Below are 22,087 nucleotides of genomic sequence, written 5' to 3'. Positions count from 1 at the left end.
CCTGCGACTTTTGCCCCGTCTGCTTTCAAGTTTTATTCAGCCGAGAAAAGATACGGATAAACAGGTTGATCTCCTTGATGGATCTCCACTTCGATCTCCGGATAGATTTCTGTCAATGCTGCTTCGATTTTTGCTGCTTCTTTGGCTTTTCCTTCTTCGCCGATAATAATCGTAACGATTTCTGTTTCATCTGAAATCATCTTCTGCAATGTATCCATGGAAGCAGAGAAACGATCGGGTACAGAAACCACGATTTTCCCATCAACCATTCCCAAGAAATCACCTTCTGTGATTTCAATTCCATCGATTGCTGTATTGCGAATCGCGTGTGTCACCGAACCACTGACAACACTTGACAAGATTTCAGTCATCGCTTGTTGATTTTCCGTTAACGTTGCTTGTTCATTGAAGGCCAACATTGCTGTCATCCCTTGTGAAATCGTACGAGTCTCAACAACAGCGACTGGGATGTCCGATACTTCTGCTGCTTGTTGTGCAGCCATAAAGATATTCTTATTGTTTGGTAAGACGATAACCTGATCTGCGTTCACTTCATTGATAGCAGTCACGATGTCTTCCGTGCTTGGATTCATCGTTTGACCACCGCTGATCACATAGCTTGCACCTAAGCTGGTAAATAGTTTATTTAATCCATCACCGGCTGCGATAGCAATGATTGCATAAGGTGTACGCGGACGTTTCACTGCAGCAGAGGGTTGATCGTGCTCCAGAATTGTTTCATGCTGTACACGCATATTATCCACCTTGATCTTGATCAAAGAACCAAATTTTTGGCCATAGTTCATGACTTCACCTGGATGTTCTGTGTGCACATGGACTTTGATAATCTCATCGTCATTGACGACTAAAAGAGAATCTCCAAGTTCGTTTAGATAATTTCGGAATGTTTCATAATCAAACGTACTGTCTACTGTTGGTCCTTCACCAATTTTGACCATGATCTCTGTACAATAACCGAATTTGATGTCTTCTGTAGCCATTTGTCCTTGAACGCTGCGATGATGTTCGGCATTGACCATTTCATCCATTGCTGCTGGTGTTGGTTCATAGACCTCATTGGCTTGATATTCTCCAGTCAGTGCATTTAAGAACCCTTCATAAATGAACAATAATCCTTGGCCACCACTATCGACTACACCAACTTCTTTCAAGACTGGCAATAGATCTGGTGTTTTGGCTAGCGCACGTTTTGCTCCGTGAACGACTGCTTTCATGACTTCTACACAGTCATCACTAGTTTGTGCTTTTTTCTCACCGTATTCTGCAGCGATACGTGCTACTGTCAGAATCGTTCCTTCTACGGGTTTCATGACTGCTTTATAGGCGGTTTCGACCCCATGTGTAAAGGCTTGTGCCAATTCTGGCGCAGTTAATGTTTCGACCGTGGGGATCGCTTTGGCAAATCCACGGAACAATTGAGACAAAATGACGCCTGAGTTTCCTCGTGCGCCCATTAGTAGTCCTTTTGAAAGAGTTGTGGCAAGATCGCCCACTTTTTCTGAAGTGGCATCTGCTACTGCTTTTGCACCGCTTGTCATTGATAAATTCATATTCGTTCCTGTATCTCCATCAGGTACTGGAAATACATTCAATGAATTGACAAACTCTGCATTTACTTGTAGACGAGCCGCGCCTGCCTGCACCATCTCTTGAAACTGACCTGCGCTGATATTCGTTACCTTCACTGATAATCCTCCTTAAAATCATCCGCCGCAAGCGGATCACTTGCCTAATCTGGCAGTACACGTACACCTTGGACAAAAACATTCACTGAATTTGCTGAAACGCCTAGCATTGTTTCAAGATTATATTTCACTTTTTCTTGCACATTGCGGGAAACTTCAGAAATTTTTGTACCATAGCTAACGATCGTGTAGACATCCACTGCAATACCGTTTTCTTCTTGACGAACAACGACACCGCGAGAATAGTTTTCTTTGCGTAAAATTTCATTGATGTTGTCCTTGATCTGTTTCTTGCTGGCCATGCCCACAATACCAAACACATCTGTTGCTGCGCCACCGACAACTGTGGCGATGACCTCGTTGCTGATTTCAATAATACCTGATGAGGTTTTGATTTTTACAGCCATAATATAGCCTCCTTAAACGGGATATTCCCATCTTTCTTCTCTCACATTTTATCATAGCTGCTAGTCAAATAAAAGGATGTGACTTATGAAAAGGGGCTTGGCATCAGATATTCTTGTATTCTGACCTTGTTTAATTTACAATGTTTACTGCTAAAAGTCAATCTTTCTTGAAAATTACCCTTGCATTTTCTAACTTTCTATGATAAATTCAGATGGTATGAGCTGAAATAGCGCTCCAACATCAAGGCAAAGGAGGAAATAACCACATGGCTAAAGTTTGTTACTTTACTGGACGTAAAACTACAAGTGGAAACAACCGTTCACACGCAATGAATGCGACAAAACGTACTGTGAAACCTAACTTGCAAAAAGTTCGCGTTATGATTGACGGAAAACCTAAAAAAGTTTGGGTGTCAACTCGTGCTTTGAAATCTGGAAAAGTTGAGCGCGTATAATCTTAACCACACATTTTCGGCCGTTCTTGCGAGCGGTCTTTTTTGTTGTCTTCCGTTTCATTCCTCCTTTCCTTTCTTATGTCCTTTGTTTTTTCTTTAAACAGCTAATGACATTGTTTTTTTAATCCTTTGAATTATGGTACACTAATAAAAAATTCATAAGGATTAGGTGACTATTCTTGGCTACTATCAAATCATTCATCAAACAACATTGGCCTTATATGACCGCCAGTTTTCTGCTGCCGTTACTGATTATGGCAGTCATTTATTTAACGATCGGAATCTATCCCGGCAGCAGCCGCAGTGTCTTAGCGAGCGATGCCTTTTCGCAATTTTCGAATTTCCATGCCAGTTTTCGTAATGTCTTATTAGGCAAGCAGAGTATCTTCTATACTTGGAATGCCTCTTTAGGGTTGAACTATCTTGCACTGATCTCTTACTATTTAGGTGGTCTTTTTACGCCGCTGGTTTTATTGTTTCCCAATCAATTGATGCCAGATGCGCTCTATGTGCTGACACTTTTGAAAATCGGCAGCGCCGGACTCGCATTTTGGTTTTACGCGAGTCAAACATTTAAAATCCAACGGTGGCATCATGTTACGCTTGCTGTCTGCTATGCGTTGATGTCCTTTATCACTGCTCACTCCGAATTGATCATGTGGCTAGATGCACTTATTTACCTGCCATTAGTGATTCTAGGGATTGATCGGCTCTTGCAACAAAAAAAACCGACTCTTCTGTTTGTCAGTTACCTACTGTTATTTATCTCAAGTTTTTATATGGGATTCATGATCGGAGTGTTCTCCGTCTTGTATCTATTCGTGCAATTAGGTCGCGATTGGAAGCAAAACAAGAAAGCAATCATCCCTTATGGCATCACTTCTTTATTAGCCGGTGGGGCTTCCATGATCATCATTTTGCCTGCTGTACTTGATTTACGTTCAAATGGGGAAGAATTGTCCACTATCACGAAGTTCAAGACAGAAGCTACTGGTGTTTTCGATCTTGTAATGAAAAATATGATTGGCGTATATGATACAACTAAATACGGTTCGATCCCGTTTATTTATATTGGCCTACTGCCATTACTACTTTGTATTTTATACTTTGTTTCTAAGAGAATTCCTTTAAAAGATAAACTGCTATATGCTGGATTGTTTAGCATTTTGATCGCCAGTTTCTATATCGTTCCCTTGAATCTCTTCTGGCATGGGATGCATGCCCCAAACATGTTCTTGTTCCGCTATGCCTATTTGTTCTCCTTTCTAGTGATTCTTTTGGCTGGTTATGGTTGGGAACAGCTGCAGCAAAAAGACCGAGGTCTGTTTGTGATTGTCGGACTATCTACGATTGCTCTCTTTGCACTTTCTTATGGACTGGGAGGAAACTCGTATGAATTCGTCACCACAGCCTCGTTTGCGTTAACGATTGTTTTCTTTGCCCTTTACTTGCTGTGTATCGGTTTCGGACAACTTGGTATGCTAACTAAAAAGAAAGTGGCACTTCTCTTGTTGGTTTTCGTTTGCGGTGAAATGGCGATCAACACGAGTGGGATGGTTCGCGGAATCTTAAATGATTGGAATTACGCCTCTCGAAGTCTGTTCACTGATCCTTATCCTTCAATCAAGCAATTGGTGGATCAAGCCGATAAAGACAATGAGACCTTTTTCCGTTTGGAAAATCTGGATCCCGTTTCTTCCAATGACAGTATCAACTATGGTTACAGCGGTGTCAGCATGTTTTCTTCAATCCGCAACCGCAACTCCTCTAGTTACTTAGATAAATTAGGTTTTCGTTCAAGAGGAACGAATCTTAATATCCGTTATCCGAATAATACATTGCTAATGGATGCTTTCACCGGCATCAAATACAATATTAGCAAACAAAACTTAACAAAATACGGTTTTGAACGCGTAGGAGAAGCTGGAGACTACAAGCTTTATCAAAATAGCAACGCTCTTCCCCTTGCCATGTTAGCAGAGCCTTCGATCAATAAGATCCAACAGCCTGCCAACGACAATCTAACCAGCCAGAAGAATTTGATCAACGGTTTGGCAAACATTGAACAAAACTATTTTGATTTTCAACCGATCACTGTCATTCACAGCAAAAACACCGATATCACTGAAAATGGCATGTACACGACATTCCAAGAGCAAGAAAGCAATGTGGCGAAAGAAATTACTTGGCAAGTAGAAGTACCTGCTCATTCCCAAGCCTATCTTAGTCTGTATCCGGCAAACTTCGGTGAATTAGAGAGTTCTACAGCTACGATCACTGTGAACGGGGAACAGCGGGAAAGTCAAATTGGAATCAATGGTCAATATTATGATCTAGGCTACTATGATACGGCAACGACCGTGCAGTTTACGGCAAGTTTCTATGGCACTCAGTCAATTTCTTTCCAAAACCCACAGGTGGTGACATTAGACACTACCGCCTTTCAACGGGCAATCGATGCCATTCAAGAGAGAGGTGTTGCGATGACTGTCGGCAAACGAAATGCCGAAGCCGATATCACTACTGAGAAAGAACAGCAGCTTATCACTACGATTCCTTATGACAAGGGCTGGTCTGCCAAACTGGATGGCAAACCTATCGCTATTGACGCTTTCCAAGATGCGTTTATCAGTGTGAAGATCCCAAGCGGTACCCACCATCTTGAACTGACTTATTTACCGCAAGGTTTTGTGATCGGAGTCATTTTATTCTTTAGCTGCCTACTGCTCTTTATTTTGTTCCGCTATTTCTATCAAAGAAAAGTAGCAGCTGAGATAGAACACACACCCACAGACAAGCCAGGCAGATGAGATCAATCGATACCTTCTTTATCTGCCACAATAGCAGTCAGCTGCGAAAAGAAGCGCCCCCCAACGGATCGATACGAATCGAACCTTAGGAGGCGCTTCTTTCTTTTAGTTCTCTTTTATTCATAGGCTACGCGAACCAAATACAACCCTTCCGGATGAGCCGTAGGTCCAGCGGCATTGCGGTCTTTTTGGGCAATAATGGCGGGAATGCTATCTGCTGGTAAGCGTCCATTACCGATCTTCAACAGGGTTCCGACCATGATGCGGATCATTTTATATAAGAAGCCATCGCCTCGAAAGGTAAAGAGTAGTTCGTCTCCGGCCTCATTCACTTCCATACTAGCTTGGTGAATCGTCCGGACTTTATCTTCTACGGAGCTGCCAGTGGCACAAAAACTGGTAAAATCATGCGTACCTAATAAATCGGGTAAAGCTTGCTGGATTTTCATTAGGTCCAACGGATACGGGTAATAGCTTGCGTAATATCTACGAAAAGGGCTTCGTGGTTTGCCGATATCTACGCGAAATTGATAGGTCTTCTCCCGCACAAGATAGCGGGCGTGAAAGTGTTCATCGACGATTTCCACCTGTTTCACAGCAATATCTTCCGGTGTTTGTGTATCAAGTCCAAAGCGCATTTTTTCTAATGGACGTTCGTCAAAGTCAAAATGAATCACTTGACCTAAAGCATGGACACCCGCATCGGTCCGTCCTGAACCGTGGATTTGGACTGCTTGTCCATTGTTCATGCGAGTCAATGTTTTTTCGATTTCTTCTTGTACTGTGCGTCCATTGGGTTGGCGCTGAAATCCTTGGAAATTGGTGCCATCGTAAGCAATCGTTGCTTTATAACGTACCATCTTCTCACCTGCTTTCATTTTCTCAAAAAAATCTGAGGAGCCGATTGCACTCCCCAGACATTTACTTTTATCCTCTTAATAATACTAAACCTACTGTAAAGAGCACAAAGACCAACACTACGAGTGTGTCGCGGTTGTGCCAGTGAAGAATCCGATACTTGGTCCGCCCTTCACCGCCTTGATAGCCTCTAGCCTCCATGGCTGTAGCTAGGTCCTCTGCCCGGTTAAAACTGCTGACAAACAAAGGGATCAGCAATGGGACGATGGCTTTCATCTTTTGCAACAACCCGCCTTCTCCGAAATCGACTCCGCGGGCACGCTGGGCATTCATAATTTTCTCAGTCTCATCCATTAATGTCGGCACAAAGCGAAGTGCGATCGACAGCATCAAAGAAATTTCATGCACGGGAAATCGGATGGCTTTTAATGGGCGTAATATATATTCGATTGCATCTGACAACTCCAAAGGTGGTGTCGTCAACGTCAGCAATGTCGACATAAAAATAATCAAAACAAAACGGCAAAAAATGAACGCACCATTCTGCAAACCAAATTCGGTAATATTGAAGATCCACCAGGACCAATAGACTTCTCCACCCGTCGTAAAGAGAATCTGCAATGCTACAGTGAATAAAATCAGCCAGATCAACGGGCGAACACCACGAACGAAAAAACCCAAATCAATTTTGGAAAGAAAAATGCTAAATAGCGTAAAAACAGCCGCCAAAAGATAGCTCTGCCAATTGTTTGCCAAAAAAATGATTCCAATAAAATAAAAACTGGCAAGTAATTTCACCCGTGGATCGAGTTTATGGATAAAGGAATCTCCTGGAATAAAGCGGCCAAAGATTAGTTTATTCATCATTTGCGGTCGCCTCCTTTGCTACGAGTTGATCCGCAAGTTCTTCTGCTGTCAATGGCAAGTGTTCGAAATGCAACCCTTTCGCTTGCAACAACGCTGCAAAAGCAGTTGCTGTTGGTACGCCTAATTGTTTTTCTTGTAGCCATTCGATATCTTGAAAAACATTCTTCGGTGCACCCTCTTTAACGATTCGTCCTTTTTCTAATACATAGACATAATCTGCAAAATTAGCCACATCATCCATCAAATGGGTCACTAAGATGATGGTCATATTTTTCTCTTGATGGAGTCGCTGGAACATCTCCATCATTTCTTTGCGTCCTTGTGGATCTAAACCCGCTGTCGGCTCATCTAATACCAATACTTCCGGTTCCATTGCTAAGACCCCGGCAATGGCTACTCGGCGCATCTGTCCTCCTGAGAGATCAAATGGGGAACGTTCAAGAAAGCTTTCATCTAAACCAACGAGTTTAATGTACTCTTTCGCTAATTCAGCTGCCGCTTCTTCACTCACACCAAAATTTTGGGGACCAAAAGCGATATCTCGAGCCACAGTTTCTTCAAACAATTGCGATTCAGGAAATTGAAAGACGATTCCTACTTTTTTACGCAATGGTTTTAAATTCTTATTATCAGTTTCAGGAGTGATCACGCGATCATCAATCGTCACTTTGCCCGCTGTTGGCTTTAATAATGCATTCAAGTGTTGTAGTAATGTTGATTTGCCACTACCAGTGTGACCCACCAATGCTGTATACGAGCCTTCTTTGATTTCGAGATCAATATCGAATAACACGCGTTGCTCAAATGGGGAATGCGGTTGATAAGTAAATGCTACTTTTTCAAAACGGATGTCCATAGCCAATCCACCATTCCTTCCTCTGTCAAGTACGCTGCAGGCACAGAGATGCCGCGCTGCTTCAAAGCTGCCTTCAATTTTTCTGGAAAAGGCAAATCTAGACCCAATTCGATCAATTCTGGGCCAGCCGAAAAGATTTCTGCCGGCGTCCCTTCACGAACAAGTTCTCCTTGGCGCATGACCATGACCCGATTGGCATTGGCTGCCTCATCAATATCATGGGTGATTGACAGAACAGTTAAATTATTTTCTTCCTTGATTTTCTTGATCGTGGAAATAACTTCTTCTCTTCCTTCAGGATCAAGCATACTAGTTGCCTCATCTAAAATGATGATATCGGGACGTAATGCCACAACACCAGCGATGGCTACTCGCTGTTTTTGTCCCCCAGAAAGTCTGGCTGGTTCTCGTGTTGCAAATTCTTCCATCCGGACTTGTTCTAGAGCATTTTTGACTCTGATCACCATTTCGTCACGAGGAATCCCTTGGTTCTCAAGACCAAATGCCACATCATCTTCTACAGTTGAACCGACAAATTGATTGTCGGGATTTTGAAAAACCATTCCGACCATTTTACGGATATTCCAAATATTTTCTTCATTAAGCAGCATGTCTCCCACTGCAACGCTTCCTTCTTGCGGTAAAATCAAACCGTTGATCGTTTTGGCCAAGGTCGATTTTCCTGAACCGTTATGACCGATAAGCGCAACCCATTCTCCTTGCTCAATGGACAAAGAGACATTCTTCAACGCCGGACGATCTTCTTCGGTATAACGAACGGTGATAGCATTCAATTCAATGATCGGCTTCATGATATACTCCTTCATTCCAGTTAATTCTTACTTACACTACCAAAAAAGTAAGTTATTTTCAATCATTCCGATGAGATTTCCAAACAGAACTTTGTTTTCACTTGCCATGACCTGTCAAGACAGATCATCGAAAGTAAAAAAAAAGCACTTTATGATGAGTGCGTACACCTCGAAATACATCGAGGTGTAGGCGCTGAGCTAGACTCGGAAAGTTTCTTCCAACATCATAACACTCTTAATAAACATCTATAAAGTGATGATAAGTGTGATTTTAAACAAGTTCTAGGATAACCATTGGTGCAGCATCTCCGCGTCTTGGTTCTGTTTTCAAGATGCGAGTGTAGCCACCTTGGCGATCTGTGTAACGAGGAGCGATGTCATTGAATAGTTTTTGCAAAGCTGATTCAATAACTACTTCTTCGTTTTCTTCACGAACGCTAGCAACTTCATTACGAACAAATGCGGCAGCTTGGCGACGTGCATGCAAATCACCACGTTTACCTAAAGTGATCATTTTTTCTGCAGTTGAACGAACTTCTTTCGCACGAGCTTCAGTCGTAACGATGCGTTCGTTAATGAATAAATCAGTTGTTAAATCACGCAACATCGCTTTACGTTGGCTAGATGTGCGTCCTAGTTTACGATAACTCACGTGGTTTCCCTCCTTCACTTTCGTATGTCGTCTCGATCAGACGAGCCGAAACTAACGTAATCGAAGACGTATTAATCGTCTTTACGTAGTCCTAAACCAAGATCGTGTAATTTCACTTTGACCTCTTCAAGAGATTTACGGCCTAAGTTCCGTACTTTAATCATTTCTGGTTCAGATTTATTAGTCAATTCTTGTACAGTATTGATTCCTGCACGTTTTAGACAGTTGTATGAACGAACAGACAAGTCTAATTCTTCAATCGTCATTTCCAACATTTTTTCTTTTTGTGTTTCTTCTTTTTCCACCATGATCTCAGCGTTTTTCGCTTCGTCCGTTAGGTTTACAAAGATGTCTAAATGTTCGGTCATGATTTTTGCAGCTAAACTCATTGCTTCCAATGGTTCAATTGAGCCATCAGTCCATATTTCCATCGTTAATTTGTCAAAATCATCACGACGACCAACACGAGTATTTTCTACTTGGTAGTTCACACGACGTACTGGTGTATAGATTGAATCGACTGGAAGAACACCGATTGGCATGTCTTCTTTTTTATTTTCATCTGCTTGAACGTAGCCGCGTCCAGGTTTCACAGTTAAGCGAGCATGGAATGAAGCTCCTTCAGAAACGTTGCAGATATACATATCTTTGTTAAGGATTTCTACATCACTGTCTACGATGATATCGCCAGCAGTTACTGTAGCAGGTCCTGTAATATCGATTTCCAGGGTTTTTTCTTCATCCCCGTACATTTTTAATGCAAGACCTTTGATATTCAAGATGATTTGAGCAACGTCTTCCCGAACGCCCTTAACAGTTGAGAATTCGTGTAAAACTCCATCGATTTGAATATTGGTGATTGCTGCACCAGGTAAAGAAGATAATAAAATACGACGTAAGGAATTTCCTAAAGTAGTTCCGTATCCTCTTTCAAGAGGCTCAACGATGAACTTGCCATAATCTTTTTCTTCATCAATCTTTGCGATTCTTGGTTTTTCGAATTCAATCATTCTTATCTTTTACCCCTTTCAAAACGAAAAGTGTCTTGTTCAATGACGTAATTGTTACACTCAAAATGAGCAGCACTCATTAAACACGACGGCGTTTTGGAGGGCGGCATCCATTATGAGGGACTGGAGTCACGTCACGGATTGCAGTCACTTCCAAACCTGCTGCTTGTAATGAACGAATTGCTGCTTCACGTCCAGAACCAGGTCCTTTAACTGTTACTTCTACAGTTCTTAATCCGTGTTCCATTGCTGCTTTGGTAGCTGTTTCTGCTGCCATTTGAGCGGCAAAAGGAGTAGATTTTTTGCTTCCTTTGAAACCTAATGAACCAGCTGATGACCATGCTAATGCATTCCCATGAGTATCAGTGATCATAATGATTGTATTATTGAATGTTGAGTGAATATGTGCAATACCCGCTTCAATATTCTTTTTCACACGGCGTTTACGACTCACTTTTTTTGCTGCCATGAAGTTTTAACCTCCTTCACTTAGGAATTATTTTTTCTTGCCTGCGACTGTTTTAGACGGGCCTTTACGAGTACGTGCATTGTTTTTCGTGTTTTGTCCACGAACTGGCAATCCACGGCGATGACGGATACCACGGTATGAACCGATTTCCATCAAACGTTTGATGTTCAAGTTCACTTCACGACGAAGGTCACCTTCAACTTTTAATTTATCAACTTCAGCACGGATAGCATCTGTTTGTTCATTCGTTAGATCACGAACACGAACTTCTTCAGAAACGCCAGCGTTTGCTAAAATTTGTTTTGCAGTCGTGTTACCAATACCATAGATATAAGTAAGTGAAACGACCACACGTTTATCACGAGGAATATCTACTCCTGCAATACGAGCCATATTTGTTACACCTCCGATTATCCTTGACGTTGTTTATGTTTTGGATTTGCTGGGCAAATCACCATAACGCGTCCTTTACGACGAATTACTTTACAATGTTCGCACATTGGTTTTACTGATGGTCTTACTTTCATGATAATACCTCCTGTGGTTTTACGGAGTACAATTATTTAAAGCGATAAGTAATGCGGCCACGGTTCAGGTCATACGGTGATAATTCAACCGTCACTTTGTCTCCAGGTAATATACGAATGTAGTGCATCCGGATCTTACCAGAAACGGTCGCTAGAACTTGGTGTCCGTTTTCCAATTCGACTTTAAACATTGCATTCGGCAAAGTTTCGACGACTGTACCTTCGACTTCAATCATATCTTCTTTTGCCACGCACAGTACCTCCTTGTACTTGTGATTTTCACACGATAAAATGGCGGAAACGGGGTTCCCACCTGATATTCTCAAACTATGCTTCTACTTAATAACAGTAGAAGTCGGACTGACATATTTTATCATACTCTGTCAAAGGTTTCAAGAGAAAGTTTTGTAGCTGCAAGTCGGTGACGGGCAATCTATGATTAGTCAATGATGTTTTTAACATCTTTAAATACAGCATCGATGTCGCGATCACCATCAATCGACTGCAATAAACCTTTTTCTTTGTAATAAGCTAAGATTGGTTCACTGCTTTTGATATTGACAGCTAGACGATTTTTGACCGTCTCAGGCTTATCATCTTCACGTTGGTAGAAGTCATGACTTCCACAACGATCACATGTTCCTTCCACTTTTGGCGGATTGAACAATTTATGATAAGTTGCCCCACAATTGCGGCACATGAAGCGGCCGGCTAAACGTTCTACGAGAACTTCTTCAGGAACATGAATATCAATGACAGCATCTAGTTTTTTGTTTAGGTCTTTCAACATTTCGTCCAATGCTTCAGCTTGTTCCAAAGTCCGCGGAAAGCCATCCAATAAGAAGCCTTTCTCTGTGTCTGGTTCAGCTAAACGCTCTTTGACGATACCGTTGGTGACCTCATCTGGAACCAAAGCGCCTTGATCCATGTAAGATTTTGCTTTCAGGCCTAATTCTGTTTCGTTCGCCATTGCAGCCCGAAACATATCGCCTGTTGAAATATGAGGAAGACCGTATTCAGCAACGATACGTTCTGCCTGAGTACCTTTACCGGCACCAGGTAGTCCCATTAAAATGAGGTTCATTCTAATTCCTCCTGTAAGTTTTTGAATAGTGTTGAGGAAGACCTCAACACTTCAATAACTTTAATTGATAAAACCAGTATATTTCCGTTTCAGCATAAGTCCTTCTAGCTGCTTCGCAGTATCCAGAGCTACCCCGATAACGATCAATAAACTTGTTCCACCTAAACCGATTGATTGCGGCAAGTTCCAAACCATCTGAGCGATGATCGGCAACAGCGCAACTAGTCCTAAGAAGACCGATCCTACTGTACTTAATCGCATAAGCAGACGTGAGACGTATTCTTCTGTTCCTTTACCAGGGCGCACACTTGGAATGTAACTTCCTTGTTTTTGTAGGTTTTCCGCTAATTTCTCAGGGTTAACTTGTACAAATGCATAGAAGAACGTAAACGCCACGATCAAAACAGTATAGATGATCGCACCAGGTACGGTGTTATAACTAAAAATCGTTTGTACTACTTCATACCAAGTTTCGCCTTTATACGAACTGCCTAATGCTTGAATGATCGCATTTGGTGTTGTAATAAACGAACTAGCAAAGATAACTGGGATTACACCGGCAGCATTGACCTTCAATGGAAGATAACTACTTGTTGGCGCACCAGCTACTCGCTTCGTATATTGGATTGGAATCTTTCGTTCTGCTTGTTGGACATACGTCACAAATGTGATGATGACCAAAACAGCAACGACAAGCAAGACCATAAACAATGCATTCATCCAAATATCTGATGGATCCACATTGATGAAATAATCTTCTACCAATTCCTTGATACTAGCAGGTAAGCGTGAAATGATCCCTGCAAAGATAATCATTGACACACCATTTCCAATTCCGCGTTCTGTGATTTGTTCTCCTAACCAAGTAACGAGCATCGTACCTGCTGTTAAGATCAAACCAATCACCACAAACGTCGAGATATTTGGATTGTTGACAAAGCCAAGTTGTGTATAATAGTTGAACCCTGCAGTTAACGTCATCGACTGAACAAAGGCCAAAACCAATGTTAGGTAACGAGTTGCTTGATTCAATTTCTTACGACCAACTTCCCCTTGCTTCGACCACTCAACAAATCTTGGCACGATATCCATCTGCAACAACTGAATAACGATTGACGCAGTAATATATGGTGACACACCCATTGAGAAAATCGAGAATTGCTGCATCGCGCCACCGCTGACCAAGTTCAACATGTTCAGAAACGGTAGATCAGCAATTTCCCGCAAACGGCTTGCGTCTACGCCTGGCACAGTAATATGTGTACCCAGACGAAAGACAAACAAGATAAGTACGGTGAAGAAAATTCTCGATCTAATATCTTTTACTTTAAAGGCGTCCTTTAGTAGTTTGAACATTAGATCACCTCGATTGATCCACCAGCAGCAACGATTGCTTCTTCAGCTGCTTTTGAGAATTTTGCTGCTTTCACAGTCAATTTCTTCGTTAGTTCTCCATTTGCTAATACTTTGATTCCAGCTTTTTCATCTTTGACGATTCCAGCTTCATGCAAAGCAACAGGTGTTACTTCTGCACCGTCTTCAAAGCGGTTTAAGACATCAAGATTGATAACTGCATATTCTTTGCGGTTGACATTTGTAAAGCCGCGTTTTGGCAAACGACGGAACAATGGTGTTTGTCCCCCTTCAAAGCCTAAACGTACTCCGCCACCTGAACGAGCTTTTTGACCTTTTTGTCCGCGTCCAGCTGTTTTACCGTTACCAGATGAAGTTCCGCGACCAACACGGTTACGTACTTGGCGTGATCCTTCTGATGGTTTTAATTCATGAAGTTTCATAGGTTTGGCACCTCCTTAATCAAACTAGATCTGCTGATCCTTAGACTTCTTCAACGTCCACTAAGTGAGAAACAGTGTTGACCATGCCTTTGATTGCATCATTAGCTGGTTTTACTACTGTTGAATTCAACTTTGTAAGACCTAACGCTTTTACAGTATCGCGTTGGTTTTGGGGACGTCCAATAATACTGCGTTTTAAAGTGATTTTCAATTCAGCCATTATAGTGTCCTCCTTAACCGATTAATTCTTCCACTGATTTGCCGCGAAGTGCTGCCACTTCTTCAGCGCGTTTCAATTGTTTCAACCCTTCAACTGTTGCGCGAACAACGTTGATTGGTGTGTTAGAACCTAAAGATTTAGATGTGATATCCGCTACCCCAGCTAATTCCAATACGGCACGAACGGGTCCACCAGCAGCTACCCCAGAACCTTCTACAGCAGGTTTCATAAGGATGCGTCCGCCGCCGAATACACCGATAACTTCGTGAGGGATTGTAGAACCAACCATTGGTACTTCTACCAAGTTTTTCTTCGCGTCTTCGATTGCTTTACGGATTGCTTCTGGTACTTCTTGTGCTTTACCAGTACCGAAACCTACGTGTCCGTTTTTATCACCGACAACAACTAATGCAGCAAAACGTAGACGACGTCCACCTTTAACAACTTTAGTTACACGGTTGATCGCAACAACGCGGTCTTCTAATTCCAAATGTTTTGGATCAATATAAACCATGAATGGTGTTCCTCCTTCTCTTAAAATTCCAATCCATTTTCGCGAGCTGCTTCAGCTAAAGCTGCTACACGGCCATGGTAAAGGTATCCACCACGGTCAAAGACTACTACTTTAATACCTTTTGCTGCTGCACGTTCTGCAACTAATTTGCCGACAGCTTGTGCTTGTTCAGTTTTGTTTCCACCTGAAATTTCTTTATCTAAGGCAGAGGCACTTGCTAGCGTCACACCCGCTACGTCATCAATGATTTGAGCGTAGATGTTTTTGTTCGAACGGAACACGTTTAAGCGTGGGCACTCAGCAGTACCAGAGATTTTGTTACGTACACGACGATGTCTTTTCTGACGTGTTTTATTTTTATCTGGTTTTGTAATCACAATTGTCACCTCTTTTTATTTGCTAGCCTAAGCCGCTAGTCGTAAATGCTTACGACTATTTACCAGTTTTACCTTCTTTACGACGTACAAATTCGCCAACATAACGAATTCCTTTGCCTTTATAAGGTTCTGGAGGACGAACGCCACGAATATTAGCAGCTAATTCGCCAACAACTTCTTTATCTGATCCTTTGATGATCACAGAAGTGTTTGAAGGAACTTCAATTTCGATTCCAGCTGGCGCTTCGATTTCAACCGGATGAGAGTAACCAACGTTCAATACAAGTTTTTTACCTTGTAATTGAGCACGGTACCCAACCCCGATCAATTCTAACGCTTTTTGGAAACCTTCAGAAACACCAACAACCATGTTGTTGAAGTTTGCACGGGTAGTTCCGTGGATAGTTTTCATTTCTTTACTATCGTTTGGACGAGTGAATGTTACTTCGTTTCCTTCGATATTCATTTTGATATCAGAAGAAAAAGTACGTTTCAATTCACCTTTAGGTCCTTTAACTGTAATGTCGTTTCCATCTTGTTTGATTTCAACACCTGCAGGAAGAACGACGATCTTATTACCGATACGACTCACTTAGAGGCACCTCCTTGTGGATTATTTTAAATTACCATACATAAGCGACTACTTCGCCGCCAACATTTTTTGCTCTTGCTTCTTTGTCAGTGATAACACCTTCAGAAGTTGAGATGATCGCGATTCCTAAACCGTTCAATACTTTTGGCACTTCGTCAGCTTTGACATAAGCACGCAAACCTGGTTTAGAGATACGTTTCAAGTTTGTGATAACACGTTCACCGTTTTTGCCGTATTTCAAGAATACGCGGATCACGCCTTGTTTGTCATCTTCGATATATTCAACATCGCGAACGAAACCTTCACGTTTCAAGATTTCAGCGATATCACGTTTGATTTTTGAAGCAGGTACTTCTAAGCTTTCGTGTTTTACCATATTGGCATTACGTACACGCGTTAGAAAATCTGCGATTGGATCTGTCATGACCATGGGATAATTTACCTCCTTTATGCGAGTATAGTTTACCAGCTAGCTTTCTTCACGCCGGGAATTTGTCCTTTATAGGCAAGTTCGCGGAAGCAAATACGGCAAAGATGAAATTTACGATAAACTGAATGTGGACGTCCGCAACGTTCGCAACGAGTATACTCTTGTGTTGAGAATTTAGCAGGGCGTTTGTTTTTAGCAATCATTGATTTTTTAGCCACGTAGTTCGCCTCCTTTTTTTATTTTTGGAATGGCATGCCTAATTGTGACAACAATTCACGAGATTCTTCATCTGTGTTGGCTGTTGTTACAATAACGATATCCATACCACGTACTTTATCGATCAAATCATAATCTACTTCAGGGAAGATCAATTGTTCTTTGATTCCTAATGTGTAGTTTCCGCGTCCGTCGAACGCTTTTTTGCTGACACCGTGGAAGTCACGGACACGTGGCAATGAAACTGTTACTAACTTGTCTAAGAATTCATACATTCTTTCGCCGCGTAGAGTAACTTTCGCACCGATTGGCATTCCTTCACGTAAACGGAATCCAGCAATAGATTTTTTCGCTTTTGTGATCAATGGTTTTTGACCTGAGATCAATTGTAATTCTTCAACAGCTTTATCTAAGTTTTTTGCATTCGATACAGCATCACCAACACCCATGTTGATAACGATTTTATCAACTTTTGGTGCTTGCATAACTGAGCTGTAGTTAAATTTGTCCATTAATGATGGGACAACTTCTTTTGAATATTTTTCTTTAAGGCGGTTCATCTGTTAGCCCCTCCTTCCTTTATTTGATTATTTATCAAGAACTTCTCCGGTTTTTTTAGAAACGCGGACTTTTTTGCCGTCAACTTCTTTATAGCCTACACGTGTTGCTTCACCGTTCGAAGGATCAACCACCATCACGTTAGAAACATGAATTGGTGCTTCCATCTCGACGATTCCGCCCTGAGGAGCTGTTTGAGAAGGTTTTTGGTGTTTTTTAACGACGTTCACACCTTCAACAACGACTTTGTCTTTCTTAGGAAACGCTGCAAGTACAACGCCTTCTTTGTTTTTGTCTTTACCAGTGATAACTTTAACTTTATCGCCTTTTTTAACAAACATGTTTGTTTCGCACCTCCTTTAGATAAGAATCACTATTACAATACTTCTGGTGCTAGGGAAACGATCTTCATAAAGTTGCCTTCACGTAATTCGCGAGCAACTGGTCCAAAGATACGAGTTCCACGTGGGCTCTTATCGTCACGGATAATAACCGCAGCATTTTCATCAAATTTAATGTAAGAACCGTCTGTACGACGTGCTCCTGATTTTGTACGAACGATAACGGCTTTAACGACGTCACCTTTTTTGACAACCCCACCTGGCGTTGCTTGTTTGACCGTAGCAACGATCACGTCACCAATATTCGCAGTTTTACGACCAGATCCGCCAAGGACTTTGATCGTTAGAATTTCACGGGCACCTGAGTTGTCCGCCACTCTTAATCGGCTTTCTGCTTGGATCACGATGTGTATCCTCCTTTCAGATTTTGCAATTCACAATCTATATAGGAAAATCTCGTGTGATTAGATAATCACTGCCTTTTCAACAATCTCTACTAGACGGAAACGTTTCGTAGCTGATAATGGACGAGTTTCCATAATTTTCACGATATCGCCAACTTTTGCTTCGTTGTTTTCATCGTGTGCTTTGTATTTCTTAGAATAGTTCAGACGTTTGCCGTAGATAGGGTGGTTTTTCTTAGTTTCAACGACAACAGTGATTGTTTTATCCATCTTGTCGGATACCACGCGACCTTGGTAAACTTTGCGTTGATTTCTTTCTTCAGTCATACGCTAAATGGCCTCCTTCCACTATTACTTTGCTTGTTCACGCAATACTGTTTTGATGCGTGCAATCGATTTACGTACTTCTTTGATACGTGCAGTGTTTTCTAATTGTCCTGTAGCTAATTGGAATCTAAGATTAAACAATTCTTCTTTCAATTGTTTTTCTTGATCTAGCATTTCGGCAGTGGTTAATTCTCTGATTTCTTTAACCTTCATTCGATTCACCACCCATTTCCTCACGTTTTACGATCTTTGTTTTCACTGGCAATTTGTGAGAAGCAAGACGTAACGCTTCACGCGCAACTTCTTCGGGAACGCCGGCAATTTCAAACATGATTTTACCACGTTTTACTGGTGATACCCATCCTTCAGGAGCCCCTTTACCAGAACCCATACGTACCCCAATTGCTTTGGCCGTATAAGATTTGTGAGGGAAAATTTTGATCCATACTTTCCCGCCACGTTTCATATAACGAGTCATTGCAATACGGGCAGCTTCGATTTGGCGGTTTGTGATCCAGTGTGATTCAACAGCTTGCAAGCCGTATTCACCGAAAACTACTTCTTTTCCGCCTTTCGCTTCACCGCGCATTTTCCCGCGGAATTCACGACGGTGTTTTACACGTTTAGGTACTAACATGTTTATTTCCCTCCTTTCTCAGTGTTCTTTTTAGTTGGAAGAATTTCTCCACGATAAATCCACACTTTAACTCCTAGTTTTCCGTATGTTGTATCTGCTTCTTCCCATGCGTAATCAATATCCGCACGTAATGTATGAAGTGGAACTGTTCCTTCTGAATAGCCTTCTGAACGAGCGATATCTGCTCCGTTTAGACGACCAGATACTTGTGTTTTGATTCCTTTAGCGCCAGAACGCATTGTGCGTTGGATCGCTTGTTTTTGCGCACGACGGAAAGCAACACGGTTTTCTAATTGACGTGCGATTCCTTCGCCTACTAATTTAGCATCTAAATCTGGTTTTTTGATTTCAACGATGTTGATGTGAACTCGTTTGCCAGTTAATTTGTTTAATTCTTTTCTTAGGTTTTCGACTTCAGATCCGCCTTTACCGATAACCATACCTGGTTTAGCTGTGTGGATTGAAATATTTACGCGATTTGCTGCGCGCTCGATTTCAATTGTTGACACAGCGGCATCAGCAAGTTTAGATGCGATAAATTTACGGATTTTCAAATCTTCATGTAGAAATTCAGCATACTCTTTTTCAGCATACCATTTTGCATCCCAGTCACGGATGATGCCTACACGCATTCCAATTGGATGTACTTTTTGACCCACTGATTGTCCCTCCTTATTTTTCTGATACGACTACAGTAATATGACTTGTACGTTTGTTGATTGGAGAAGCTGAACCTTTCGCACGTGGACGGAAACGTTTCATTGTTGGTCCTTCGTTGACGAATGCTTCAGAAACAATCAAGTTTTCAACATCTAAGTCAAAATTGTTTTCTGCATTAGCGATAGCTGACATCAAGACTTTCTCGATGATTCCAGCCGCTTTGTTTGGTGTGAACTTCAAGATCGCGATTGCTTCAGCAACGCTTTTCCCTCTGATCAAATCAATAACTAGACGTGATTTACGAGGAGAAACGCGGACTGTTTTAGCAGTTGCTTTCGCTGATGTGATTTGTTCTGCCATTTTTGGATATCCTCCCCTCAAAATTAGCGTCTTGTTTTCTTATCGTCGGCAGCGTGTCCGCGATAAGTTCTTGTTGGTGCAAATTCACCTAGTTTGTGTCCTACCATGTCTTCTTGGATGTAAACTGGTACATGTTTCCGTCCATCATACACAGCAATTGTAAATCCGATAAAACTTGGGAAGATTGTGGAACGACGTGACCAAGTTTTGATCACTTTTTTCTTTTCAGCGCCTTGTTGTGCTTCGACCTTCTTCATCAAATGGTCATCGACAAAAGGTCCTTTTTTCAAACTACGACCCATGGTGTACCTCCTCTCAAAATGTGCGACACATGGTCAAGTAAATTATTTAGTCTTGCGACGACGAACGATAAGTTTGTCTGATTTAGCTTTCTTGTTACGTGTTTTGTAACCAAGTGCTGGTTGTCCCCAAGGTGAAACTGGAGCTTTACGTCCGATTGGAGCTTTACCTTCACCACCACCGTGTGGGTGATCATTAGGGTTCATTACGCTACCACGTACAGTTGGGCGTTTGCGCATCCAACGAGAACGTCCGGCTTTACCGATGTTGATCAATTCATGTTGTTCGTTACCAACAGAACCAATTGTTGCACGGCATGTTGCCAAGATCATACGTACTTCGCCTGAGTTCAAGCGGATCAATACATATTTTCCTTCTTTACCAAGTACTTGTGCACTTGTACCAGCTGAACGGATCAATTGTCCGCCTTTTCCTGGTTTCATTTCGATGTTGTGGATAACAGTACCAACTGGAATATTTTCTAGTGGTAATGCGTTCCCTACTTTAATATCTGCATCTGGTCCAGAAACGACAGTCATGCCAACTTCTAATCCTTTAGGTGCTAAGATATATGCTTTTACTCCATCCTCGTAATGTACTAACGCAATGTTAGCAGAACGGTTTGGATCATATTCAATCGTTTTAACAGTAGCAACGACATTGTCTTTGTTACGTTTGAAATCGATCAAACGGTATTGACGTTTGTGACCGCCACCTTGATGACGAACCGTGATACGTCCGTTGTTGTTACGACCAGCATTGTTTTTCAATGGCGCTAACAATGTTTTTTCTGGTGTTGAAGTTGTGATTTCAGCAAAATCAGAACTTGTCATATTACGACGGCCGTTTGTGGTAGGTTTGTACTTTTTAATCGCCACGTCTTTTTCCCTCCCATTTAGTATTTAAATATGGTCTGCTTATTCAGCAGCGTCAAAAATTTGGATTTCTTTTGAATCTTCAGTTAAAGTCACAACAGCTTTGCGACGTTTTTTTGTGTATCCTGCATATTTACCCATGCGTTTGAATTTAGGGCGTACGTTGATGATATTCACGTTAGCCACTTTCACTCCGTCAAAGGCAGCTTCTACAGCTTGTTTTACTAAAGTTTTGTTCGCTTTTGTGTCTACTTCGAAAGTATATTTCTTGTCATCCATGGCAAGCATAGATTTCTCAGTGATCACTGGGCGTTTGATGACGTCTAGTAAGTTCATTATGCAAGCACCTCCTCGATCTGAGTAAGAGCAGTTTGTGTTACCAACATTTTATCTGCTGAAACAACATCCAATACGCTCACGTTATCAGCAGTTACTACTGAAACAGATGGCAAGTTGCGTGCAGATAATGCAGCAAAGTCGTTTTCTGTTTCTAAAACTACCAATACTTTTGAGTCAATAGTCAAGTTAGCTAAAACTTGTTTAAATTCTTTTGTTTTTGGTGCATCAAAGCTTAACCCTTCTACTGCTACCAAGTTATTTGAAGCAACTTTTTCTGACAATACAGATTTCATTGCTAAGCGACGAACTTTTTTAGGAAGTTTGTAGCTGTATGAACGTGGTGTTGGTCCGAAGACTACGCCACCTCCACGCCATTGTGGTGAACGGATTGAACCTTGACGAGCACGACCAGTTCCTTTTTGGCGCCATGGTTTACGGCCACCGCCACGAACGGCACTGCGATTTTTCACAGCGTGTGTTCCTTGTCTTAATGAAGCACGTTGCATGATGATTGCATCGTAGACAACTGTTTCATTTGGTTCAATTCCGAAGATTTCTTCGTTCAATGTAATTTCGCCATTTTGGCTTCCATCTTGTTTGAATAATGCTACATTCGGCATTCCTTAGT

General features: G+C 41.7%; 35 protein-coding genes. 2 read left to right on the top strand and 33 right to left on the bottom strand.

All coding sequences use genetic code 11. The features are described 5' to 3' along the window. Positions 1-32: 32 nt before the first annotated feature. Both IGJ28_RS05115 and IGJ28_RS05110 read right to left on the bottom strand, forming a co-directional pair. Positions 33-1,706, bottom strand: a complete 1,674-nt coding sequence (locus IGJ28_RS05115) for a DAK2 domain-containing protein (RefSeq protein WP_252712248.1) — start codon at positions 1,704-1,706, stop codon at positions 33-35. Positions 1,707-1,750: 44 nt separating this feature from the next. Further along, complete coding sequence (locus tag IGJ28_RS05110) at positions 1,751-2,113, bottom strand: Asp23/Gls24 family envelope stress response protein (protein ID WP_003128046.1); 363 nt, start codon at positions 2,111-2,113, stop codon at positions 1,751-1,753. 266 nt (positions 2,114-2,379) lie between these two features. Here IGJ28_RS05110 and rpmB point away from each other — a divergent pair, with 266 nt between their 5' ends. After that, the gene (gene rpmB, locus IGJ28_RS05105) at positions 2,380-2,568 is read left to right on the top strand and encodes a 50S ribosomal protein L28 (RefSeq protein WP_003128045.1); all 189 of its coding nucleotides are present in this window, start codon (positions 2,380-2,382) and stop codon (positions 2,566-2,568) included. Between the two features lie 179 nt (positions 2,569-2,747). Further along, complete coding sequence (locus tag IGJ28_RS05100) at positions 2,748-5,378, top strand: YfhO family protein (protein WP_252712249.1); 2,631 nt, start codon at positions 2,748-2,750, stop codon at positions 5,376-5,378. Positions 5,379-5,494: 116 nt separating this feature from the next. Here IGJ28_RS05100 and truA read toward each other — a convergent pair whose 3' ends face one another. The 31 genes from truA to rplD form a co-directional block, all read right to left on the bottom strand. Beyond that, the gene (gene truA, locus IGJ28_RS05095; protein WP_003128043.1) at positions 5,495-6,238 is read right to left on the bottom strand and encodes a tRNA pseudouridine(38-40) synthase TruA; all 744 of its coding nucleotides are present in this window, start codon (positions 6,236-6,238) and stop codon (positions 5,495-5,497) included. 67 nt (positions 6,239-6,305) lie between these two features. Continuing rightward, positions 6,306-7,103 (bottom strand): energy-coupling factor transporter transmembrane component T family protein, encoded by a 798-nt coding sequence (locus tag IGJ28_RS05090; RefSeq protein WP_003128042.1) that lies wholly within the window; start codon positions 7,101-7,103, stop codon positions 6,306-6,308. Further along, positions 7,093-7,959: an energy-coupling factor ABC transporter ATP-binding protein gene (locus tag IGJ28_RS05085; RefSeq protein WP_438845230.1), complete on the bottom strand. Its 867-nt coding sequence runs from the start codon at positions 7,957-7,959 to the stop codon at positions 7,093-7,095. Before IGJ28_RS05085 ends, IGJ28_RS05090 begins: the two co-directional genes overlap by 11 nt. Continuing rightward, complete coding sequence (locus tag IGJ28_RS05080; protein WP_003128039.1) at positions 7,935-8,771, bottom strand: energy-coupling factor ABC transporter ATP-binding protein; 837 nt, start codon at positions 8,769-8,771, stop codon at positions 7,935-7,937. The genes IGJ28_RS05085 and IGJ28_RS05080 overlap by 25 nt, the downstream gene beginning before the upstream one ends. A gap of 271 nt (positions 8,772-9,042) precedes the next feature. Then, the gene (gene rplQ, locus IGJ28_RS05075) at positions 9,043-9,423 is read right to left on the bottom strand and encodes a 50S ribosomal protein L17 (protein WP_003128038.1); all 381 of its coding nucleotides are present in this window, start codon (positions 9,421-9,423) and stop codon (positions 9,043-9,045) included. A gap of 71 nt (positions 9,424-9,494) precedes the next feature. Next, positions 9,495-10,433, bottom strand: a complete 939-nt coding sequence (locus IGJ28_RS05070; protein WP_003128037.1) for a DNA-directed RNA polymerase subunit alpha — start codon at positions 10,431-10,433, stop codon at positions 9,495-9,497. Positions 10,434-10,512: 79 nt separating this feature from the next. After that, positions 10,513-10,902 (bottom strand): 30S ribosomal protein S11, encoded by a 390-nt coding sequence (gene rpsK, locus IGJ28_RS05065; RefSeq protein WP_003128036.1) that lies wholly within the window; start codon positions 10,900-10,902, stop codon positions 10,513-10,515. A 27-nt stretch (positions 10,903-10,929) separates the two neighbouring features. Further along, the gene (rpsM, locus tag IGJ28_RS05060) at positions 10,930-11,295 is read right to left on the bottom strand and encodes a 30S ribosomal protein S13 (RefSeq protein ID WP_003128035.1); all 366 of its coding nucleotides are present in this window, start codon (positions 11,293-11,295) and stop codon (positions 10,930-10,932) included. Between the two features lie 17 nt (positions 11,296-11,312). Continuing rightward, positions 11,313-11,429 (bottom strand): 50S ribosomal protein L36, encoded by a 117-nt coding sequence (rpmJ, locus tag IGJ28_RS05055; RefSeq protein WP_002288710.1) that lies wholly within the window; start codon positions 11,427-11,429, stop codon positions 11,313-11,315. A gap of 32 nt (positions 11,430-11,461) precedes the next feature. Next, entirely contained in the window at positions 11,462-11,680 is a 219-nt protein-coding gene (infA, locus tag IGJ28_RS05050; protein ID WP_002288695.1) for a translation initiation factor IF-1, read from the bottom strand. Between the two features lie 188 nt (positions 11,681-11,868). After that, positions 11,869-12,513 (bottom strand): adenylate kinase, encoded by a 645-nt coding sequence (locus tag IGJ28_RS05045; protein ID WP_003128018.1) that lies wholly within the window; start codon positions 12,511-12,513, stop codon positions 11,869-11,871. A 60-nt stretch (positions 12,514-12,573) separates the two neighbouring features. Continuing rightward, on the bottom strand, positions 12,574-13,869 hold the full coding sequence (gene secY, locus IGJ28_RS05040) for a preprotein translocase subunit SecY (RefSeq protein WP_003128017.1): 1,296 nt from the start codon (positions 13,867-13,869) through the stop codon (positions 12,574-12,576). Beyond that, the gene (gene rplO / locus IGJ28_RS05035; protein ID WP_003128016.1) at positions 13,869-14,309 is read right to left on the bottom strand and encodes a 50S ribosomal protein L15; all 441 of its coding nucleotides are present in this window, start codon (positions 14,307-14,309) and stop codon (positions 13,869-13,871) included. The genes secY and rplO overlap by 1 nt, the downstream gene beginning before the upstream one ends. Before the next feature lie 40 nt (positions 14,310-14,349). Then, positions 14,350-14,529, bottom strand: coding sequence for a 50S ribosomal protein L30 (gene rpmD, locus IGJ28_RS05030; RefSeq protein WP_003128015.1), 180 nt, complete (start codon positions 14,527-14,529; stop codon positions 14,350-14,352). 13 nt (positions 14,530-14,542) lie between these two features. Continuing rightward, the gene (gene rpsE, locus IGJ28_RS05025; protein WP_003128014.1) at positions 14,543-15,043 is read right to left on the bottom strand and encodes a 30S ribosomal protein S5; all 501 of its coding nucleotides are present in this window, start codon (positions 15,041-15,043) and stop codon (positions 14,543-14,545) included. A gap of 20 nt (positions 15,044-15,063) precedes the next feature. Continuing rightward, positions 15,064-15,420, bottom strand: a complete 357-nt coding sequence (rplR, locus tag IGJ28_RS05020; protein ID WP_003128013.1) for a 50S ribosomal protein L18 — start codon at positions 15,418-15,420, stop codon at positions 15,064-15,066. Positions 15,421-15,475: 55 nt separating this feature from the next. Next, positions 15,476-16,012 carry a 50S ribosomal protein L6 gene (gene rplF, locus IGJ28_RS05015; RefSeq protein ID WP_003128012.1) on the bottom strand — a complete coding sequence of 179 codons (537 nt, stop codon included), beginning with the start codon at positions 16,010-16,012 and terminating at the stop codon, positions 15,476-15,478. 31 nt (positions 16,013-16,043) lie between these two features. After that, entirely contained in the window at positions 16,044-16,442 is a 399-nt protein-coding gene (gene rpsH / locus IGJ28_RS05010) for a 30S ribosomal protein S8 (RefSeq protein WP_003128011.1), read from the bottom strand. A 32-nt stretch (positions 16,443-16,474) separates the two neighbouring features. Next, positions 16,475-16,660, bottom strand: coding sequence for a type Z 30S ribosomal protein S14 (locus IGJ28_RS05005; RefSeq protein WP_003128010.1), 186 nt, complete (start codon positions 16,658-16,660; stop codon positions 16,475-16,477). Positions 16,661-16,678: 18 nt separating this feature from the next. Continuing rightward, positions 16,679-17,218, bottom strand: coding sequence for a 50S ribosomal protein L5 (gene rplE / locus IGJ28_RS05000; RefSeq protein ID WP_003128008.1), 540 nt, complete (start codon positions 17,216-17,218; stop codon positions 16,679-16,681). A gap of 27 nt (positions 17,219-17,245) precedes the next feature. After that, positions 17,246-17,557 (bottom strand): 50S ribosomal protein L24, encoded by a 312-nt coding sequence (gene rplX / locus IGJ28_RS04995; RefSeq protein WP_003128007.1) that lies wholly within the window; start codon positions 17,555-17,557, stop codon positions 17,246-17,248. Positions 17,558-17,592: 35 nt separating this feature from the next. Continuing rightward, positions 17,593-17,961: a 50S ribosomal protein L14 gene (gene rplN / locus IGJ28_RS04990; RefSeq protein ID WP_003128006.1), complete on the bottom strand. Its 369-nt coding sequence runs from the start codon at positions 17,959-17,961 to the stop codon at positions 17,593-17,595. Between the two features lie 60 nt (positions 17,962-18,021). Beyond that, a complete protein-coding gene (gene rpsQ / locus IGJ28_RS04985; RefSeq protein WP_003128005.1) occupies positions 18,022-18,288 on the bottom strand; it encodes a 30S ribosomal protein S17 in 267 nt (88 codons plus the stop codon). Positions 18,289-18,312: 24 nt separating this feature from the next. After that, complete coding sequence (gene rpmC / locus IGJ28_RS04980) at positions 18,313-18,501, bottom strand: 50S ribosomal protein L29 (protein ID WP_002288664.1); 189 nt, start codon at positions 18,499-18,501, stop codon at positions 18,313-18,315. After that, positions 18,491-18,925, bottom strand: coding sequence for a 50S ribosomal protein L16 (gene rplP, locus IGJ28_RS04975; RefSeq protein WP_003127975.1), 435 nt, complete (start codon positions 18,923-18,925; stop codon positions 18,491-18,493). Before rplP ends, rpmC begins: the two co-directional genes overlap by 11 nt. 2 nt (positions 18,926-18,927) lie before the next feature. Further along, positions 18,928-19,584: a 30S ribosomal protein S3 gene (rpsC, locus tag IGJ28_RS04970; RefSeq protein ID WP_003127974.1), complete on the bottom strand. Its 657-nt coding sequence runs from the start codon at positions 19,582-19,584 to the stop codon at positions 18,928-18,930. A 13-nt stretch (positions 19,585-19,597) separates the two neighbouring features. Then, on the bottom strand, positions 19,598-19,945 hold the full coding sequence (gene rplV, locus IGJ28_RS04965; protein ID WP_003127973.1) for a 50S ribosomal protein L22: 348 nt from the start codon (positions 19,943-19,945) through the stop codon (positions 19,598-19,600). A gap of 23 nt (positions 19,946-19,968) precedes the next feature. Then, the gene (rpsS, locus tag IGJ28_RS04960; RefSeq protein ID WP_003127971.1) at positions 19,969-20,247 is read right to left on the bottom strand and encodes a 30S ribosomal protein S19; all 279 of its coding nucleotides are present in this window, start codon (positions 20,245-20,247) and stop codon (positions 19,969-19,971) included. A 42-nt stretch (positions 20,248-20,289) separates the two neighbouring features. Next, on the bottom strand, positions 20,290-21,123 hold the full coding sequence (gene rplB, locus IGJ28_RS04955; protein ID WP_003127970.1) for a 50S ribosomal protein L2: 834 nt from the start codon (positions 21,121-21,123) through the stop codon (positions 20,290-20,292). Between the two features lie 39 nt (positions 21,124-21,162). Further along, positions 21,163-21,456 (bottom strand): 50S ribosomal protein L23, encoded by a 294-nt coding sequence (locus IGJ28_RS04950; protein WP_003127969.1) that lies wholly within the window; start codon positions 21,454-21,456, stop codon positions 21,163-21,165. Next, positions 21,456-22,079 (bottom strand): 50S ribosomal protein L4, encoded by a 624-nt coding sequence (gene rplD, locus IGJ28_RS04945; RefSeq protein WP_003127968.1) that lies wholly within the window; start codon positions 22,077-22,079, stop codon positions 21,456-21,458. Before rplD ends, IGJ28_RS04950 begins: the two co-directional genes overlap by 1 nt. Between the last annotated feature and the right edge of the window lie 8 nt (positions 22,080-22,087).

The sequence above is a fragment of the Enterococcus sp. AZ091 genome (assembly GCF_051714805.1).
GTDB lineage: Bacteria > Bacillota > Bacilli > Lactobacillales > Enterococcaceae > Enterococcus_D > Enterococcus_D gallinarum.
Note: the sequence above shows the minus strand (reverse complement) of the source record. Positions and strands in the feature narration are given on the sequence as shown.

Coding starts and splice junctions, on each gene's coding strand:
- IGJ28_RS05110 (WP_003128046.1), bottom strand. CDS start 2,113: ATGGCTGTAAAAATCAAAACCTCATCAGGTATTATTGAAATCAGCAAC.
- rpmB (WP_003128045.1), top strand. CDS start 2,380: ATGGCTAAAGTTTGTTACTTTACTGGACGTAAAACTACAAGTGGAAAC.
- truA (WP_003128043.1), bottom strand. CDS start 6,238: ATGGTACGTTATAAAGCAACGATTGCTTACGATGGCACCAATTTCCAA.
- IGJ28_RS05090 (WP_003128042.1), bottom strand. CDS start 7,103: ATGATGAATAAACTAATCTTTGGCCGCTTTATTCCAGGAGATTCCTTT.
- IGJ28_RS05085 (WP_438845230.1), bottom strand. CDS start 7,959: ATGGACATCCGTTTTGAAAAAGTAGCATTTACTTATCAACCGCATTCC.
- IGJ28_RS05080 (WP_003128039.1), bottom strand. CDS start 8,771: ATGAAGCCGATCATTGAATTGAATGCTATCACCGTTCGTTATACCGAA.
- IGJ28_RS05070 (WP_003128037.1), bottom strand. CDS start 10,433: ATGATTGAATTCGAAAAACCAAGAATCGCAAAGATTGATGAAGAAAAA.
- rpsK (WP_003128036.1), bottom strand. CDS start 10,902: ATGGCAGCAAAAAAAGTGAGTCGTAAACGCCGTGTGAAAAAGAATATT.
- rpsM (WP_003128035.1), bottom strand. CDS start 11,295: ATGGCTCGTATTGCAGGAGTAGATATTCCTCGTGATAAACGTGTGGTC.
- rpmJ (WP_002288710.1), bottom strand. CDS start 11,429: ATGAAAGTAAGACCATCAGTAAAACCAATGTGCGAACATTGTAAAGTA.
- IGJ28_RS05045 (WP_003128018.1), bottom strand. CDS start 12,513: ATGAACCTCATTTTAATGGGACTACCTGGTGCCGGTAAAGGTACTCAG.
- secY (WP_003128017.1), bottom strand. CDS start 13,869: ATGTTCAAACTACTAAAGGACGCCTTTAAAGTAAAAGATATTAGATCG.
- rplO (WP_003128016.1), bottom strand. CDS start 14,309: ATGAAACTTCATGAATTAAAACCATCAGAAGGATCACGCCAAGTACGT.
- rpmD (WP_003128015.1), bottom strand. CDS start 14,529: ATGGCTGAATTGAAAATCACTTTAAAACGCAGTATTATTGGACGTCCC.
- rpsE (WP_003128014.1), bottom strand. CDS start 15,043: ATGGTTTATATTGATCCAAAACATTTGGAATTAGAAGACCGCGTTGTT.
- rpsH (WP_003128011.1), bottom strand. CDS start 16,442: ATGGTCATGACAGATCCAATCGCAGATTTTCTAACGCGTGTACGTAAT.
- rplE (WP_003128008.1), bottom strand. CDS start 17,218: ATGAACCGCCTTAAAGAAAAATATTCAAAAGAAGTTGTCCCATCATTA.
- rplX (WP_003128007.1), bottom strand. CDS start 17,557: ATGTTTGTTAAAAAAGGCGATAAAGTTAAAGTTATCACTGGTAAAGAC.
- rpsQ (WP_003128005.1), bottom strand. CDS start 18,288: ATGACTGAAGAAAGAAATCAACGCAAAGTTTACCAAGGTCGCGTGGTA.
- rpmC (WP_002288664.1), bottom strand. CDS start 18,501: ATGAAGGTTAAAGAAATCAGAGAATTAACCACTGCCGAAATGCTAGAT.
- rplP (WP_003127975.1), bottom strand. CDS start 18,925: ATGTTAGTACCTAAACGTGTAAAACACCGTCGTGAATTCCGCGGGAAA.
- rplV (WP_003127973.1), bottom strand. CDS start 19,945: ATGGCAGAACAAATCACATCAGCGAAAGCAACTGCTAAAACAGTCCGC.
- rpsS (WP_003127971.1), bottom strand. CDS start 20,247: ATGGGTCGTAGTTTGAAAAAAGGACCTTTTGTCGATGACCATTTGATG.
- IGJ28_RS04950 (WP_003127969.1), bottom strand. CDS start 21,456: ATGAACTTACTAGACGTCATCAAACGCCCAGTGATCACTGAGAAATCT.
- rplD (WP_003127968.1), bottom strand. CDS start 22,079: ATGCCGAATGTAGCATTATTCAAACAAGATGGAAGCCAAAATGGCGAA.